Raw genomic sequence first — 15,840 nt, forward strand, 5'->3', positions numbered from 1 at the left:
CCCCATTCTCACCGCCGTCAGCGCGCCAGCCAGCCGTCCGTGTACGTGTCGATCTCCGCGGCGATCCGGGCCTTGCCGGCCGCGTCGAGGAAGGAGGCCTCCACCGCGTTCTTGGCGAGGGCGGCGAGACCGCGCTCGTCGAGGCCGAGGAGCCGGGCGGCCACCGCGTACTCGGTGTTGAGGTCCGTGCCGAACATCGGCGGGTCGTCGCTGTTGACCGTGACGAGGACCCCGGCCTCCACCATCTGCCGGATCGGGTGCTCGTCCAGGGTGGCGACGGCCCGCGTGGCGATGTTGGAGGTCGGGCAGACCTCCAGGGCGATGCGGTGCTCGGCCAGGTGCGCGAGGAGCGCCGGGTCCTGGACCGAGCTGGTGCCGTGGCCGATGCGCTCGGCGCCCAGGTCGTTGATCGCGTCCCAGACCGTCTGCGGGCCCGTCGTCTCGCCCGCGTGCGGGACCGAGCGGAGACCGGCGGCCCGGGCCATGTCGAAGTATGGCTTGAACTGGGGGCGCGGCACCCCGATCTCCGGGCCGCCGAGGCCGAAGGAGACCAGGCCCTCGGGGCGCAGGCCGTCGGTGGTGGCGAGCCGCGCGGTCTCCTCGGCGGAGACCAGACCGGCCTCGCCGGGGATGTCGAAGCACCAGCGCAGGATCGTGCCGAACTCGGACTCGGCCGCCTTGCGGGCGTCCTCGATCGCCGCCATGAAGGCGCGCTCGTCGATGCCGCGGCGGGTGGAGGAGTAAGGGGTGATGGTGAGCTCGGCGTACCGGATGTTCTGCCGGGCCATGTCCCGGGCGACCTCGAAGGTCAGCAGCCGGACGTCCTCGGGGGTGCGGACCAGGTCGACGACCGACAGGTAGACGTCGATGAAGTGGGCGAAGTCCGTGAAGGTGAAGTAGTCGGCGAGGGCCTCCGGGTCCGTGGGGACCTTGGAGTCCGGGTGCCGGGCGGCGAGCTCGGCGACGATCCGGGGCGAGGCGGATCCGACGTGGTGGACGTGCAGCTCGGCCTTGGGGAGGCCCGCGATGAACGGGTGGAGATCGGTCATCGGATCATCGTAGGCCGGACGGTTCCCTCTCAGGGGTGAGGTCGTAGCATGGCGTGACCACGATGGGGGAGGCCCATGTCTGACAACCGAGACCAGCCGCAGGGCGGGTACGACCCGGCGGACCCGTGGGCTCCGCCGAACCGCGACGGGGTGGAACTGAGCAGGCCGATGCCGTCGACGCCGCCGGTGCACGACCAGCAGACGGTCACGTCCATGCCGGCCGCGACCGGCCCCGGCGGCGAGGTTCCGCCGCCCCCGGTCGCCCCCGGCGGCCCGGCGGCCACGCCCGGCGCCTACGGACATCCGTCGGCCGCGCCCACGCCGGGCTACGGCTACCCGTCGGCCGCGACCACGCCCGGCTACGGATACCCGGCGGCCACGACCCCGCCGCCCTCGTACGGCTACCCGCCCGCCTACGGCGCCCAGCCGGGCTGGGGTGCGGCCCCGGCGAACGGCATGGGTACGGCGGGGATGGTGCTCGGCATCATCGCCGTCGCGCTGTTCTGCTTCTACGGTGTGCCGAGCCTGGTGCTGGGCGTGCTCGCCCTGATCTTCGGCATCATCGGCCGCAAGCGGGTCCAGCGCGCGGAGGCGACGAACAGCGGCCAGGCGACCGCGGGCATCATCCTCGGCTCGATCGGCATCGTCCTCGGTGTTCTGATCATCGCCTTCTGGGGGTGGTTCATCGCCAACATCGACGAGTACGAGTCCGGGTCCGGCGATACGTACGGGTCGAACCTGGTGGTCGAGAGCGTCCGCTAGCCCGACCAGTACGCACCACGCGGCGGGCCCCGCACCTCACCGGGTGCGGGGCCCGCCGTGTTCACCCACTCCGCAGCCGGTCCCGCGCCTCCATCAGGGCGAAGCCCAGGAGGTTCAGGCCGCGCCACCGGGCCGGGTCGTGGGCCCGGGCGTCGTCGGCCGCGAGTCCGATCCCCCAGATGGGGTCCACCGGGCTCGCCTCCACCAGGACGCGGGTGCCCGTGCCCAGGAGGTACGCCCGCAGGGCCTCGTCCGAGGAGAACTTGTGGACGCTGCCCTCGACGACGATCCCGAAGCGCTCCCGCTCCCACACCGCCCCGTCGAAGCCCCGCACCAGTCGGCCGGCCTTCTTCGCCTCCGCCGGGGTACGGGCGGTCAGCGCGGCCCGCTCGGCCTCCGCGTCACCGAAGAGGCGGGCCTTGGCCGCCATCATCCAGTGCTCGGCGGTCGCGTACGGCACCCCGTCGACCACGAAGGGTGCGGGCCACCACTGGCTCAGGCAGCTCGCCGAGAGGCGCCCGTCGGGGTGCGGGCGGTGGCCCCAGAAGTGCAGCCACTTGACCTGCGCACCCCCGTTGACCTGCTGCGTCAGCGCGTCGATCTTGTTCATGCACGCGAGTGTGGCATCCGCCACGGACACTCCGTACGGAGATTTTCCGGCCACCTCGACAGATGGTCGACCGATTCCGTCGCGTAATCAAAAGGCAACAACGGAATCCCTTGTTGGGGAGGCATCCCCATGTCAGGATCGGCACTCAATTCGAGCTGGGACAACGGAGAGCGTCATGGGCAACCGCTTCCAGGTGACGGACCGCTTCGCGGACGGCGCACAGTACATCGGCGGACGGCTCCGGGCCGGAACCTCCGACCGGGAACACACCGTCGTCAACCCGGCGACCGGGGAGGGCGTCTATACCTACCGGCTCGCCTCCACCGCCGACGTGGACGAGGCCGTGGCCGCGGCGAAGGCCGCCTTCCCCGGCTGGTCGGGAGCCACCCCGGGCGAGCGCTCCGACGCCCTCCACCGCTTCGCCGGCGTCCTCGCCGACTGGGCCGAGGACATCGCGCGGGTCGAGTCGCTCCAGGCCGGCAAGCCGCTCCGGCTCACCACCGAGTTCGACGTACCGGGCACGATCGACAACACCGCCTTCTTCGCGGGCGCCGCCCGCCACCTCCAGGGCCAGGCGGCCGCCGAGTACAGCGGCGACCACACCTCGTACATCCGGCGCGAGGCCATCGGCGTCATCGGCTCCATCGCGCCCTGGAACTACCCGCTCCAGATGGCCGCCTGGAAGATCCTCCCGGCGATCGCCGCCGGCAACACGATCGTCCTGAAGCCCGCCGAGATCACCCCGCTGACCTCGCTGATGTTCGCGCAGGCGGCGACCGAGGCCGGCATCCCCGACGGTGTCATCAACATCGTCAGCGGCTCCGGGCGGATCGTCGGCGAGCACCTCGTCGGCCACCCCGACGTCGTCATGACCTCCTTCACCGGCTCCACCCCGGTCGGCAAGCGCGTCGCCGAGGTCGCCACCTCCACCGTGAAGCGCCTCCACCTCGAACTCGGCGGCAAGGCCCCCTTCGTCGTCTTCGACGACGCCGACCTGGAGGCCGCCGCCAACGGCGCCGTCGCCGCCTCCCTCATCAACACCGGCCAGGACTGCACCGCCGCCACGCGCGCGTACGTCCAGCGCCCCCTCTTCGACGCCTTCGTCGCGCGCGTCGCCGAGCTGATGGAGACCGTCCGCCTCGGCGACCCCTTCGAGCCGACCACCGACCTCGGCCCGCTGATCAGCCACGCCCAGCGCGACAGCGTCGCCGGCTTCGTCGAGCGCGCCCGCGGCTACGCCACCGTCGTCACCGGCGGCGAAGCCCCCGGCGGAGACCTCAAGGACGGCGCGTACTATCGTCCGACCCTGATCACCGGCGCCGCTCAGGACAGCGAGGTCGTGCAGTCGGAGATCTTCGGACCCGTCCTGGTGGCCCTGCCCTTCGACAGTGACGACGAGGGCATCCGGCTCGCCAACGACACCCCGTACGGCCTCGCCGCCTCCGCCTGGAGCCGGGACGTCTACCGGGCCAACCGCGCCACGCGGGAGCTCAGGGCGGGCTGCGTCTGGGTCAACGACCACATCCCGATCATCAGCGAGATGCCGCACGGCGGCACCAAGGCATCGGGATACGGAAAGGACATGTCGATGTACTCCTTCGAGGAGTACACGCAGGTCAAGCACGTGATGTTCGACAACACCGCGGTGGCCGCGAAGGACTGGCACCGCACGATCTTCGGGGACCGATAGCCAGTTGCCGCCCGACCAGCGGCGAAACCATCCCGAAAGGGCACAGCGCATGGAGCAGTACGAGCCCGAAAGCCTGTCCGCCGCGCAGCTGGCGGCGGTACGGCGCAGCATGACGAGCGGCCGGGGCGCCCTCAGCCGTCGTTCGATGCTGCGCGCGGGTGGCGTCGGCGCGCTCACCGTCGGCGGTCTCGCCGGCCTGAGCGCCTGTGGCATCCCGCCGGCCAAGCGGGAGGGCCAGGGGCCCACCTCCACGGACGTCTCGGCCAAGGAGAAGAGCCTCGCCTTCTCCAACTGGACCGAATACATGGACATCAGCGAGGACGAGAAGTCCCGTCCCACGCTGGAGGCGTTCACGAAACGCACCGGGATCAAGGTCAAGTACACCGAGGACATCAACGACAACGTCGAGTTCTTCGGCAAGATCAAGCCGCAGCTCGCGGCCGGCCAGGACACCGGCCGCGACCTGATATGCGTCACCGACTGGCTCGCCGCCCGGATGATCCGGCTCGGCTGGGTCCAGAAGCTCGACCCCGCGAACCTCCCCAACGCGTACGCGAACCTCTCCGCCCAGTTCCGGCGCCCCGACTGGGACCCGGGCCGCTCCTACTCGTACCCCTGGACGGGCATCTCCACCGTCATCGCGTACAACTCCAAGGCCACCGGCGGCAAGAAGGTCGACTCGGTCACCCAGCTCCTGGACGACCCCGCGCTCAAGGGCCGGGTCGGCTTCCTCACCGAGATGCGCGACACCGTCGGCATGACCCTGCTCGACATGGGCAAGGACCCGGGCGACTTCACCGACGCCGACTACGACCAGGCGATCGGCCGGCTCCAGAAGGCCGTCGACAAGAAGCAGATCCGCCGCTTCACCGGCAACGACTACACCTCCGACCTGGACAAGGGCGACCTGGCGGCCTGTCTCGCCTGGGCCGGTGACGTCATCCAGCTCCAGGCGGACAACCCGGACATCAAGTTCGCGATCCCGTCCGCCGGATACATCACCTCCAGCGACAACCTGCTCGTCCCCGCCCAGGCCAAGCACAAGACCAACGCCGAGAAGCTCATCGACTACTACTACGAGCTTCCCGTCGCCGCGCAGCTCGCCGCGTACATCAACTACGTCTGCCCCGTCGACGGGGTGAAGGACGAGCTCGCCAAGATCGACCCCGAGCTCGCGAACAACACGCTGATCCTCCCGGACAAGGCCATGGCCAAGAAGTCGCGCGCCTTCCGCTCGCTCACCAGCGCGGAGGAGACGGCGTACGAGGAGAAGTTCGCCAAGCTCATCGGCGCCTGAGTCCGGCCTCGTCCACCTCTCTCACTCCCCTGGGACAGCAACCCATGACTGACAAGACTGCTCACACTGGAAAGAACACGGGCGGCGGCGACGTCCGTCTCACCGGGATCAGCAAGGCCTACGGCTCCTTCACCGCCGTCCACCCGCTCGACCTGACCGTCCCGCAGGGCTCCTTCTTCGCCCTCCTCGGCGCCTCCGGCTGCGGAAAGACCACCACGCTGCGCATGATCGCCGGCCTGGAGGACCCCAGCACCGGCACGATCTTCCTCGGCGACAAGGACGTCACGGACCTCCCGCCGTACAAGCGGCCGGTCAACACCGTCTTCCAGTCCTACGCGCTCTTCCCGCACATGGACATCACCGAGAACATCGCCTTCGGTCTGCGCCGGCGCGGTATCAAGTCGGTGAAGAAGCAGGTCGACGACATGCTGGAGCTCGTCCAGCTCGGCGACAAGGCCCGCCACAAGCCGCACCAGCTCTCCGGCGGCCAGCAGCAGCGCGTCGCCGTGGCCCGCGCGCTCATCAACCACCCGCAGGTCCTCCTCCTCGACGAGCCGCTCGGCGCGCTCGACCTCAAGCTGCGCCGTCAGATGCAGCTGGAGCTCAAGCGGATCCAGACCGAGGTCGGCATCACCTTCGTGCACGTCACCCACGATCAGGAGGAGGCCATGACCATGGCCGACCAGGTCGCGGTGATGAACGGCGGCCGGGTCGAGCAGCTCGGCGCCCCCGCCGACCTGTACGAGAACCCGCAGACCACCTTCGTCGCCAACTTCCTCGGCACCTCCAACCTCATCGAGGCCGAGGTCCTGGAGACCGGTTCCGACGTGGTGGTCTCGGCGGGCGGCGGCAAGCTCCGCGTGCCCGGCGACCGCTGTACCTCCGCGGTCCGCCAGGGCGGCAAGGTGCTCGTCGGCGTCCGCCCGGAGAAGATCTCGCTCGCGCACGCCGACGACGCGGGCTCGATCGCCGACGGCCGCAACCGGGTCACCGGCCGGATCGTCGACTCCTCCTTCATCGGCGTCTCCACCCAGTACGTGGTGAACTCGCCGGCGGGCGCGGAGCTCCAGGTCTACGAGCAGAACGTCGACAGGCGTGCGGGACTCCTTCCCGGTGCCGAGGTCGTCCTGCACTGGAACCCGGCGCACACCTTCGGGCTCGACGCGGCGCAGGACATCGACGCGGGTGTGGAGACGGTGGAGGACGCCGGATGAGCACTTCCACTCTCACGAAGGAGGAGGCACCGCAGCCGGTCGCGGAACCGGTGCTGCGCAAGCCCTCCACCCGCAAGCGGCTCGTCCCGTACCTGCTGCTGCTGCCCGGCATCGTCTGGCTGCTCGTCTTCTTCGCGCTGCCGCTGATCTACCAGGCTTCGACGTCGATCCAGACCGGCTCCCTGGAGCAGGGCTTCGAGGTCACCTGGCACTTCCAGACGTACCGGGACGCCTTCACCGAGTACTGGCCGCAGTTCGGCCGTTCCCTGCTCTACGCAGGGACCGCGACCATCCTCTGCCTGCTGCTCGGCTACCCGCTGGCGTACGTGATCGCCTTCAAGGCCGGCCGCTGGCGCAACCTGCTCCTGGTCCTCGTCATCGCCCCGTTCTTCACCAGCTTCCTCATCAGGACGCTCGCGTGGAAGACGATCCTCGCGGACGACAGCGTCGTGGTGGAGACGCTCAACGCCCTCCACTTCCTCGACGTCACCAGCTGGCTCGGCTGGACCGAGGGCGACCGGGTACTCGCCACCCCGATGGCGGTGGTCTGCGGTCTCACATACAACTTCCTGCCGTTCATGATCCTGCCCCTCTACACCTCCCTGGAGCGGATCGACGGCCGGCTGCACGAGGCCGCGCGGGACCTGTACGCCTCCCCGGCGACCACCTTCCGCAAGGTGACCTTCCCCCTGTCGATGCCCGGCGTCGTCTCCGGCACCCTGCTCACGTTCATCCCGGCGAGCGGTGACTACGTCAACGCCGAACTGCTGGGCTCGACCGACACCAAGATGGTCGGCAACGTCATCCAGTCGCAGTTCCTGCGGGTCCTCGACTACCCGACGGCCGCCGCGCTCTCCTTCATCCTCATGGCGATCGTGCTCGGCATGGTCACGGTCTACATCCGCAAAGCGGGAACGGAGGACCTGGTCTGATGCGTTGGATCCGTCGGAACCTCGTCGTCATCGCGGGCCTGCTCACGCTCGCGTACATGATCCTGCCGAACCTCGTGGTGATGGCGTTCTCCTTCAACAAGCCGAAGGGGCGCTTCAACTACTCCTGGCAGGAGTTCTCGCTCGACGCCTGGAAGGACCCGTGCGGCGTCGCCGACATGTGCGCGTCGCTCTCGCTCTCCCTCCAGCTCGCCGCCTGGGCGACGGTCGGCGCCGTCGTCCTCGGCACGCTGATCGCCTTCGCGCTCGTCCGCTACCGCTTCCGGGCGCGCGGCGCGGTCAACTCGCTGATCTTCCTGCCGATGGCGATGCCCGAGGTCGTCATGGCCGCCTCGATGCTCACCCTCTTCCTCAACATGGGGATCGAGCTGGGCTTCTGGACGGTCCTGATCGCCCACATCACCTTCTGCCTGTCGTTCGTCGTGACGGCGGTCAAGGCCCGGGTCGTCTCCATGGACCCGCGCCTGGAAGAGGCCGCGCGTGACCTCTACGCGAGTCCCACGCAGACCTTCCTGCGCGTGACCCTGCCGATCGTCGCGCCCGGCATCGCCGCCGGTGGCCTCCTCGCCTTCGCGCTCTCGTTCGACGACTTCATCATCACCAACTTCAACGCGGGCTCCACCGTCACCTTCCCCATGTTCGTCTGGGGCTCGGCGCAGCGCGGAACCCCCGTTCAGATCAACGTCATCGGCACCGCGATGTTCGTCCTCGCGGTACTGATGGTGATGGCCGGTCAAATCATTACGAACCGGCGCAAGAAAACAGCAACAGCCTGAGCAATAGGCAGCTCAGGCACCGAAGGAGTTGGAAACCATGGCCCCAGTTGCCATGCGTCTCGCTGCACAATCTCTCTCCGACGCCCAGCCCGTCCCCTTCTGGCTGGAAGATCCCGGCAAGCCCGGAGCCCTGCCCGCCCTCACCGGCACCGAGAAGTGCGATCTCCTCGTCGTCGGCGGCGGCTACAGCGGACTGTGGACCGCGCTCCTCGCCAAGGAGCGCGACCCCTCCCGGGACGTCGTACTGATCGAAGGCCGCGAGGTGGGCTGGGCCGCCTCGGGCCGCAACGGAGGCTTCTGCGCCGCCTCCCTCACACACGGCTTCGGCAACGGGCTCGCCCGCTGGCCGGGCGAGCTGCCGAAGCTGGAGGAGCTCGGCGAGCGGAACCTCGACGCCATCGAGGAGGCGGTCGCCCGCTACTCCCTGGACTGCGACTTCGAGCGCACCGGCGAGATCGACGTGGCCACCGAGCCGTACCAGGTCGACGAGCTCGCCGAGGTGTACGAGGAGATCGACCGGCTCGGCCTCGCCGACGGCCTCGAACTCCTCGACCAGGACGCCGTCCGGGCCGAGGTCGACTCGCCCACCTTCCTCGGCGGCCTGTGGGACCGCCGCGGCGTCGCCATGCTCAACCCGGCCAAGCTGGCCTGGGGCCTGAAGCGGGCCTGCCTCGACCTGGGGGTGCGGATCTTCGAGAACACCCCCGGTCTGGAGCTGGTCTCCGTCGGCGCCGGCATGGGCGTGCGCACCCCGTACGGCCGGGTCCTCGCCGGCCGGGTCGCGCTCGGCACCAACGTCTTCCCGTCGCTGGTCAAGCGGGTCCGCCCGTACACCGTCCCGGTCTACGACTACGCGCTGATGACCGAGCCGCTCAGCCCCGAGCAGCTCGCCTCGGTCGGCTGGAAGAACCGGCAGGGACTGGGCGACTCCGCCAACCAGTTCCACTACTTCCGGATCACCGCCGACAACCGGATCCTGTGGGGCGGCTACGACGCGGTCTACCCCTTCGGCGGCAAGCTCGACGCCGAGATGGACCAGCGCCCGGAGACCTACCTCAAGCTCGCCGAGCACTTCTTCCGCTGCTTCCCGCAGCTGGAGGGACTCCGCTTCAGCCACGCCTGGGGCGGCGCGATCGACACCTGCTCGCGCTTCTCGGCCTTCTTCGGTACGGCGCACAAGGGCAAGGTCGCGTACGCCGCCGGGTTCACCGGCCTCGGCGTCGGCGCCACCCGCTTCGGCGGCGACGTCATGCTCGACCTGCTCGCGGGGGAGCGCACCGAGCGCACCGAGCTGGACATGGTCCGCTCCAAGCCGCTGCCGTTCCCGCCCGAGCCGATCGCCTGGGCCGGCATCGGCATCACCAAGTGGTCGCTGGCGCGCGCCGACGAGAACGGCGGCCGCCGCAACCTCTGGCTGAAGGCCATGGACCGCGTCGGTCTGGGCTTCGACAGCTAGGGCGTGTGTCGAAAGTCCCGCCTGCCCTTCGGGCAGACGGCGCTACTTTCGACACACGCCCTAGATCCTCCGGGAGCCGGCTCCTCCGAGCCGACGGCCGTCCGGCGGCGGGGTCACGGTGTACGCCGTGCCCCCGCCGCGCCGTCCGCGCCCACCCGGGCCAGCTCGCCCTCGCCCTCCGTGTCGACGTGCGGCAGGATCCTGTCCAGCCAGCGCGGGGTCCACCAGGCCCACTTCCCGAGCAGGGTCATCACGGCGGGTACAAGCAGCAGCCGCGCGACCGTCGCGTCGATGAGCACGCTCGCGGCCAGGCCGAGCCCCATCATCTTCACCACGATGCTGTCGTTGAGGATGAAGGCCGCGAAGACGCTCACCATGATGAGCGCCGCGCAGGTGATGACACGGGCCGTGATCTCCAGGGCGTGTGCCACGCTCCCCTTCGCGTCGCCGGTGCGCAGCCACGCCTCGTGGACCCGCGACAGCAGGAAGATCTCGTAGTCCATGCTCAGGCCGAAGACGATGGCGAACATCATCATCGGCACGTAGCTCTCGATGGGCACGTCGCCGGAGACCCCGAGCGCCGGGCCGCCCCAGCCCCACTGGAAGACGGCGACGACGACGCCGTACGAGGCGGCGATGGACAGCAGGTTGAGCACCGCCGCCTTGAGGGCGACGAGCGGGCCGCGGAAGACGACCAGGATGACGAGGAAGGCCAGGGCCACGACCACCGCGATGATGAGCAGCAGCCGACTGGAGACGATGTCGAGGAAGTCCACCTGGGCGGCTGTGGTGCCGGTGACGTACGTGGCCGCGGTGGTGCCGCTGACCGCTTGTGGGAGGACGTCGTCGGCCAGGTGGTTGGTCAGGGACGTGGTCTTCTCGTCCTGCGGGGCGGCGACCGAGTAGGCCGTGGCGATCAGGACGTCGCCGTCCGAGGTCGGCGTGAGCGGGGTGATCAGGGCGGCGTCGGGAACCCCGGTGAGAGCCTTCTGTGCCTGGCTCGCGAGCGAGGAGCGGTCGGCCGCGGGGACCGAGGTCTGGTCGATCACCAGCGTCAGCGGCCCGTTGGAGCCGGGTCCGAAGGCCGAGGACATCAGGTCGAACGCGCGCCGGTCGGTGAAGGACTTCGGGTCCGCGCCGTCGCCGATGTGTCCGAGCTGGATGGAGAACAGGGGGATGGCGAGCACGGCGAGGACGACGACGCCCGAGGTCAGGTACCACCAGGGACGGCGTTCCACGCGCAGGGCGTAGCGGTGCCAGGTGCCGTGCGCGTCGCCGGTCGTCTCCTCGGTCTCGGCGATCGGTTTGCGCAGATGCAGCCGGTCGATGTGGCGCCCGACCAGTCCGAGCATCGCCGGGACGAGCGTGAGGGCTCCGGCGACGGCCGTGACCACGGTGGAGGTCGCGGCGAGGCCGAGCAGTCCGATGAAGCTCAGTCCGGAGACCCACAGTCCGCCGAGGGCGATGATGACGGTGCAGCCCGAGACGAGGACGGCCCGTCCGCTGGTCGCGGTGGCGATTCCGGCCGCCGTGACCGGATCCTGGCCGTTCATCAGCAGCTGCCGGTGCCGGGTGATCAGGAAGAGGGCGTAGTCGATGCCGACGCCGATGCCGATCATCGTGGCCAGGGTGGGGGAGACGGTCGCGAAGGTCCACACGGAGGCGAGGAGGCCGAGGATCGCGAGGCCGCAGATGGCCGCCACCAGGGCGGTGACCAGGGGCAGTACGGCGGCGATCAGGCTGCCGAAGCCGATGATCAGGACGATGATCGCGACGCCGAAACCGATCGCCTCGCTGGTCCGGTCGTCCGCCTCGGGCCGGGCCAGTTCACCCAGTGAACCGCCGTACTCGACCTGGACCCCGGCGGTGCGCAGGGGTTCCACGGCGCTGTCCACTCCGGTCAGGTAGTCGTCGCCGAGGGTGCCGGGCTGGACGTCGAAGCGGACGGTGATGTAGCCGGTCTTCCCGTCGGTGGACAGCGGGCCGACATTGGGGGTGCCCGCGGGAGGGGTGGGCGGCGGGGTGCCGGGCGGCGGCAGCGGGCTCGTGGCGTTCAGGACGTGCGGGAGCTTCTGCAGCGAGTCCACGGCGGACGAGACCTGGTCACCGACGTCGGTGAGCGGCTTGGCGCCGTCGTACAGCACCACCTGTGCGCTGTAGCCGCCGGCGGCGGGCTCGTGCGCGCGCAGCACGTCGAGCCCCTCCTCGGACTGGGTGCCCGGCAGCGAGTAGTTGTCGGAGTACTCGCCGCCGTACGCGTTGTTCAGCGCCATCAGGGCGCCCAGGGCCACGATCCAGGCGACCAGCACGACGACGAAGTGACGTGCCGACCACTCGCCCATCCGCCGCAGCAGGCCCTTGCCGGAGGGACGGCCGTCCGGAGTGGTACCGCCCGGTGCGGTACCACCCGGTGACTGGGGAAACGGCATGGGTACTCCCGTGGCGAGGGCGGTGTGACCGGGCGTGCGGAGGCCCATACGAACACGGGGGGACGGGCGGGAGAGGGAAGCCGCCGACCCGGCCCCCCGCTGTCCACCCGATCGGGCGCCCGAAGGGCGTCGGTGCGCCTGGTGTACACCCCCTGGCGTATCCGCTCATTCGCCGTGTGACCCAGCTCGCCGGCAATCGGTGGTCCGAACCCGCGTAATGATCGGCACCGACCCCGCTCTCTGCGTGTGGACAACGTGTCCGCACAGAGAAGGGAGGCCGTAGGCCATGACTGGTTCGGGGGCGGCCAAGACCGCGGTGGAGTGGCTGGCGTCGGTGGCACCGGATCCCGAAGCCTGCCGGTGGGAGTGGGAGCGCAACCCCCACGGGGTCGCGCTGCTGCCCGCCGGAAGGCGTTGGGACGTGCTGATCCTGCCGGGGGAGCTCGGCTATCCCACCCTCGACGTGCTGACCCGTCTGGTGGACCGGCCGGGGCCCGTCCTCGCCGACTTCGGCGACGCCCGGATCGGCTTCTTCGTCCCGTCCGGCACCGCCGCCCGCTGGCTCGGCACCGGGGTGCGCAGCGCCGGCCCCGGCACCTGGATCGTGGTCCCGTACCCGGGACGGCCGGCCGGCGGGGTCCGCTGGCTGGTGGCGCCGGACGGCATGGGCACCCTCAACGACACCTCGCTCCTGGAGCTGGCGATGCACGAGGCGGCGGGGCAACTGGCCAGGGGGGACGGGGGAGGGGCGGGGGTCTGACGCGCGCCGCGTACGGCGGAGGCCAGGGGTCTGACGCGCGCCGCGTACGGCGGAGGCCAGGGGTCCGACCCGCGCCGCCGATGGTGCAGGCCGGGGGTCCGACCGGCGCCGCCGACGGGGCCTGGCCCGGGGGCCGGCTCAAGTCCCGGAAGAGACAGAGGTCTTGACCAGTTGATTGGTCTGGACCATGCTGTGGCGCGCTCCACCTCGATTCCCCCACCCCCGGAGGCAGTTGTGGACCGCACCAGACCCCTCACCCTGCTGTTGGCGGGCGCCCTCGCCGCCGGCGGACTCATGGCGATCACCCCCGTGGCGGCCCAGGCCGCCGACGCCGAACTCGCCCGCAACGGCGGCTTCGAGGCCGGCCTCGACGGCTGGACCTGCACGGCGGGCAGCGGCACCGTCGTCTCGTCACCCGTCCACGGCGGGACGAAGGCGCTCCAGGCCACCCCGGCCGGCAGCGACAACGCCAAGTGCTCCCAGACCGTCACCGTCAAGCCCAACTCCTCGTACGAGCTGAGCGGCTGGGTCCGCGGCAGCTACGTCTACCTCGGCGCCTCCGGCACCGGCACCACCGACGTCTCCACCTGGACGGGTTCCGCCCCCGACTGGCAGCGGCTGACGACCCGGTTCACCACGGGCGCCTCGACCACCTCGGTCACCCTCTACACCCACGGCTGGTACGGCACCCCCGCCTACCAGGCCGACGACCTCTCCCTCTTCGGCCCCGGCGGCGACCCGGTCCAGCTCCCGGCCGCCCCCGCCGGCCTCGCGGCCGGCTCCCCGACCTCCACCACCGTGCCGCTGACCTGGACCGCGGTCTCCGGCGCCACCTCGTACAACGTCTACCGGGGCACCACGAAGATCCAGACGGTCACCGGCACCTCGGCCACCGCGACCGGGCTCACGGCCTCCACCCCGTACACCTTCCAGGTCACGGCCGTGAACAGCGCGGGCGAGTCCCCGAAGTCCGCCGCCGTGACCGCCACGACGACCAGCGGCGGCGGGGGCGGCAACCCCGGCCTGCCCGCGCACGCCCTCGTCGGCTACCTCCACGCCAGCTTCGCCAACGGCTCCGGCTACACCCGCATGGCCGACGTCCCCGACTCCTGGGACGTCATCAACCTCGCCTTCGGCGAACCGACCTCGGTGACCTCGGGCGACATCCGCTTCTCCCTCTGCCCGGCCACCGAATGCCCGAACGTGGAGTCCGTCGCCGACTTCAAGGCGGCGATCAAGGCCAAGCAGGCCGCGGGCAAGAAGGTCCTGATCTCCATCGGCGGCCAGAACGGCCAGGTCCAGCTCTCCACCACCGCCGCCCGCGACACCTTCGTCTCCTCCGTCTCGAAGATCATCGACGAGTACGGGCTCGACGGCCTGGACATCGACTTCGAGGGCCACTCCCTGTCGCTCCAGACCGGCGACACCGACTTCCGCAGCCCGACCAGCCCGGTCGTCGTCAACCTGATCTCGGCGGTCAAGTCCCTGAAGGCCAAGTACGGTTCCGGCTTCGTCCTGACGATGGCCCCGGAGACCTTCTTCGTCCAGCTCGGCTACCAGTACTACGGCTCCGGCCCCTGGGGCGGCCAGGACCCGCGCGCGGGCGCCTACCTCCCGGTCATCCACGCCCTGCGCGACGACCTCACCCTGCTCCACGTCCAGGACTACAACTCGGGCTCCATCATGGGCCTGGACAACCAGTACCACTCGATGGGCGGCGCCGACTTCCACATCGCCATGACCGACATGCTGCTCACCGGCTTCCCGGTCGCCGGCAACAGCGAGCGCTTCTTCCCGGCGCTCCGCCCCGAGCAGGTCGCCATCGGCCTCCCGGCCTCCACCCAGGCGGGCAACGGCCACACCAGTCCGGCCGAGGTGAACAAGGCCCTCAACTGCCTGACGAGGAAGACCGACTGCGGCTCGTACCAGACCCACGGCACCTGGCCCGCCCTGCGCGGCCTGATGACCTGGTCGATCAACTGGGACCGCTACAACCAGTGGGCGTTCTCGAAGAACTTCGATTCGTACACGTGGAGCTGACCCCCAGGACCAACAGCCCCAGGCAGAGGCTGGCCAGCACGTCCAGGGGCCAGTGGTAGCCCCGCAGGACAAGACCGGTCCCCGTCACCGCCGTCAGCACGGCGGCGACGGGGATCAGCCGGTTCGAGACGAGGAAGGCCGCACCGAAGTACGCGACCATCGCGGTGGCCGTGTGGCCCGAGGGGTAGTAGCCCTGCGCCCAGGGCTCCAGGGGGCCGGGACGGGCCGTCCACTCCTTCAGCGGAATCACCAGGAGCGGTACGAGGGCCATGGCGAGCCCCGCGTACAGGGCGGCGAGCCGCCGGCCGCGCCACACCGCGTACGCCATCGCGCAGCCGAGGACCGGAAGGGCGACCGTCATGTTGCCGAGGTCGGAGGCGAGTTCGCTCAGCGAGCGGGGGACCGTGTCCACCAGGGAGAGCGAAACCCGCTCGTCGAGCCTGGTCAGGGGGCCGTGGACGAGCACCTGCCAGGTCACGACGGCGAGGGCGACGAGCGCCGAGAAGAGAGCCGGCCGCCCTGGAACAGGGGGGGTGGTTCCAGGGCGGCCGAGGGGATCGGGCTGCCGCGCGCCCCGGGGGGTGTGGGGCGGGCGGCCATCCGATCGGTGAGGAGTCCCGGAGCATGAAGCTCCAGCGGTGTGCGCCAAGGCGCGGTGTGGGCGGGGCTGGGGAGGCTCCGCCCGGGGTGTTTCTCTCATCTGCAGAAACCGTACGCCAGAGAAGAGGGGGCCGACAGCGGGAAGGGCATCCCGCCATCGGCCCCCCACAGAGTCTTCACACGGTGTGTGAGAACAGGGCCCGTTCG

13 protein-coding genes are annotated in these 15,840 nt (G+C 70.3%); 9 read left to right on the forward strand and 4 right to left on the reverse strand.

Annotated features, from left to right (window positions below; all coding sequences use genetic code 11):
- Nucleotides 1-17: 17 nt before the first annotated feature.
- Nucleotides 18-1,049 carry an adenosine deaminase gene (locus OG361_RS28680; RefSeq protein ID WP_384568596.1) on the reverse strand — a complete coding sequence of 344 codons (1,032 nt, stop codon included), beginning with the start codon at nt 1,047-1,049 and terminating at the stop codon, nt 18-20.
- A 75-nt stretch (nt 1,050-1,124) separates the two neighbouring features.
- On the opposite strand from OG361_RS28680, the gene OG361_RS28685 reads away from it, so the two are divergent.
- Nucleotides 1,125-1,811, forward strand: coding sequence for a DUF4190 domain-containing protein (locus OG361_RS28685; protein WP_405858033.1), 687 nt, complete (start codon nt 1,125-1,127; stop codon nt 1,809-1,811).
- 61 nt (nt 1,812-1,872) lie between these two features.
- On the opposite strand, the gene OG361_RS28690 is transcribed toward OG361_RS28685, so the two are convergent.
- The gene (locus OG361_RS28690) at nt 1,873-2,421 is read right to left on the reverse strand and encodes an NADAR family protein (protein ID WP_405858035.1); all 549 of its coding nucleotides are present in this window, start codon (nt 2,419-2,421) and stop codon (nt 1,873-1,875) included.
- Between the two features lie 175 nt (nt 2,422-2,596).
- Here OG361_RS28690 and OG361_RS28695 point away from each other — a divergent pair, with 175 nt between their 5' ends.
- From OG361_RS28695 to OG361_RS28720, 6 genes are read left to right on the forward strand one after another with little or no spacing between them, the layout of a single operon-like run.
- Nucleotides 2,597-4,111 carry a gamma-aminobutyraldehyde dehydrogenase gene (locus tag OG361_RS28695; RefSeq protein ID WP_405858037.1) on the forward strand — a complete coding sequence of 505 codons (1,515 nt, stop codon included), beginning with the start codon at nt 2,597-2,599 and terminating at the stop codon, nt 4,109-4,111.
- 49 nt (nt 4,112-4,160) lie between these two features.
- Entirely contained in the window at nt 4,161-5,408 is a 1,248-nt protein-coding gene (locus tag OG361_RS28700) for a PotD/PotF family extracellular solute-binding protein (RefSeq protein WP_405858039.1), read from the forward strand.
- Between the two features lie 44 nt (nt 5,409-5,452).
- The gene (locus OG361_RS28705) at nt 5,453-6,622 is read left to right on the forward strand and encodes an ABC transporter ATP-binding protein (protein ID WP_405858041.1); all 1,170 of its coding nucleotides are present in this window, start codon (nt 5,453-5,455) and stop codon (nt 6,620-6,622) included.
- A complete protein-coding gene (locus OG361_RS28710; RefSeq protein WP_405858043.1) occupies nt 6,619-7,554 on the forward strand; it encodes an ABC transporter permease in 936 nt (311 codons plus the stop codon). The genes OG361_RS28705 and OG361_RS28710 overlap by 4 nt, the downstream gene beginning before the upstream one ends.
- A complete protein-coding gene (locus OG361_RS28715) occupies nt 7,554-8,348 on the forward strand; it encodes an ABC transporter permease (protein WP_405858045.1) in 795 nt (264 codons plus the stop codon). The genes OG361_RS28710 and OG361_RS28715 overlap by 1 nt, the downstream gene beginning before the upstream one ends.
- A 37-nt stretch (nt 8,349-8,385) precedes the next feature.
- Nucleotides 8,386-9,804 (forward strand): NAD(P)/FAD-dependent oxidoreductase, encoded by a 1,419-nt coding sequence (locus OG361_RS28720; protein ID WP_405858047.1) that lies wholly within the window; start codon nt 8,386-8,388, stop codon nt 9,802-9,804.
- A 113-nt stretch (nt 9,805-9,917) separates the two neighbouring features.
- Here the strand turns inward: OG361_RS28720 and OG361_RS28725 are convergent, their stop codons facing one another.
- Nucleotides 9,918-12,233: an MMPL family transporter gene (locus OG361_RS28725; RefSeq protein WP_405858049.1), complete on the reverse strand. Its 2,316-nt coding sequence runs from the start codon at nt 12,231-12,233 to the stop codon at nt 9,918-9,920.
- Nucleotides 12,234-12,519: 286 nt separating this feature from the next.
- On the opposite strand from OG361_RS28725, the gene OG361_RS28730 reads away from it, so the two are divergent.
- Together OG361_RS28730 and OG361_RS28735 are read left to right on the forward strand one after the other, a co-directional pair.
- On the forward strand, nt 12,520-12,993 hold the full coding sequence (locus OG361_RS28730) for a hypothetical protein (protein WP_405858051.1): 474 nt from the start codon (nt 12,520-12,522) through the stop codon (nt 12,991-12,993).
- A 294-nt stretch (nt 12,994-13,287) separates the two neighbouring features.
- A complete protein-coding gene (locus OG361_RS28735; protein ID WP_405862495.1) occupies nt 13,288-15,033 on the forward strand; it encodes a chitinase in 1,746 nt (581 codons plus the stop codon).
- On the opposite strand, the gene OG361_RS28740 is transcribed toward OG361_RS28735, so the two are convergent.
- On the reverse strand, nt 14,969-15,733 hold the full coding sequence (locus OG361_RS28740; RefSeq protein WP_405858053.1) for a phosphatase PAP2 family protein: 765 nt from the start codon (nt 15,731-15,733) through the stop codon (nt 14,969-14,971). The genes OG361_RS28735 and OG361_RS28740 overlap by 65 nt on opposite strands.
- Between the last annotated feature and the right edge of the window lie 107 nt (nt 15,734-15,840).

The organism is Streptomyces sp. NBC_00090 (assembly GCF_045160815.1).
GTDB lineage: Bacteria > Actinomycetota > Actinomycetes > Streptomycetales > Streptomycetaceae > Streptomyces.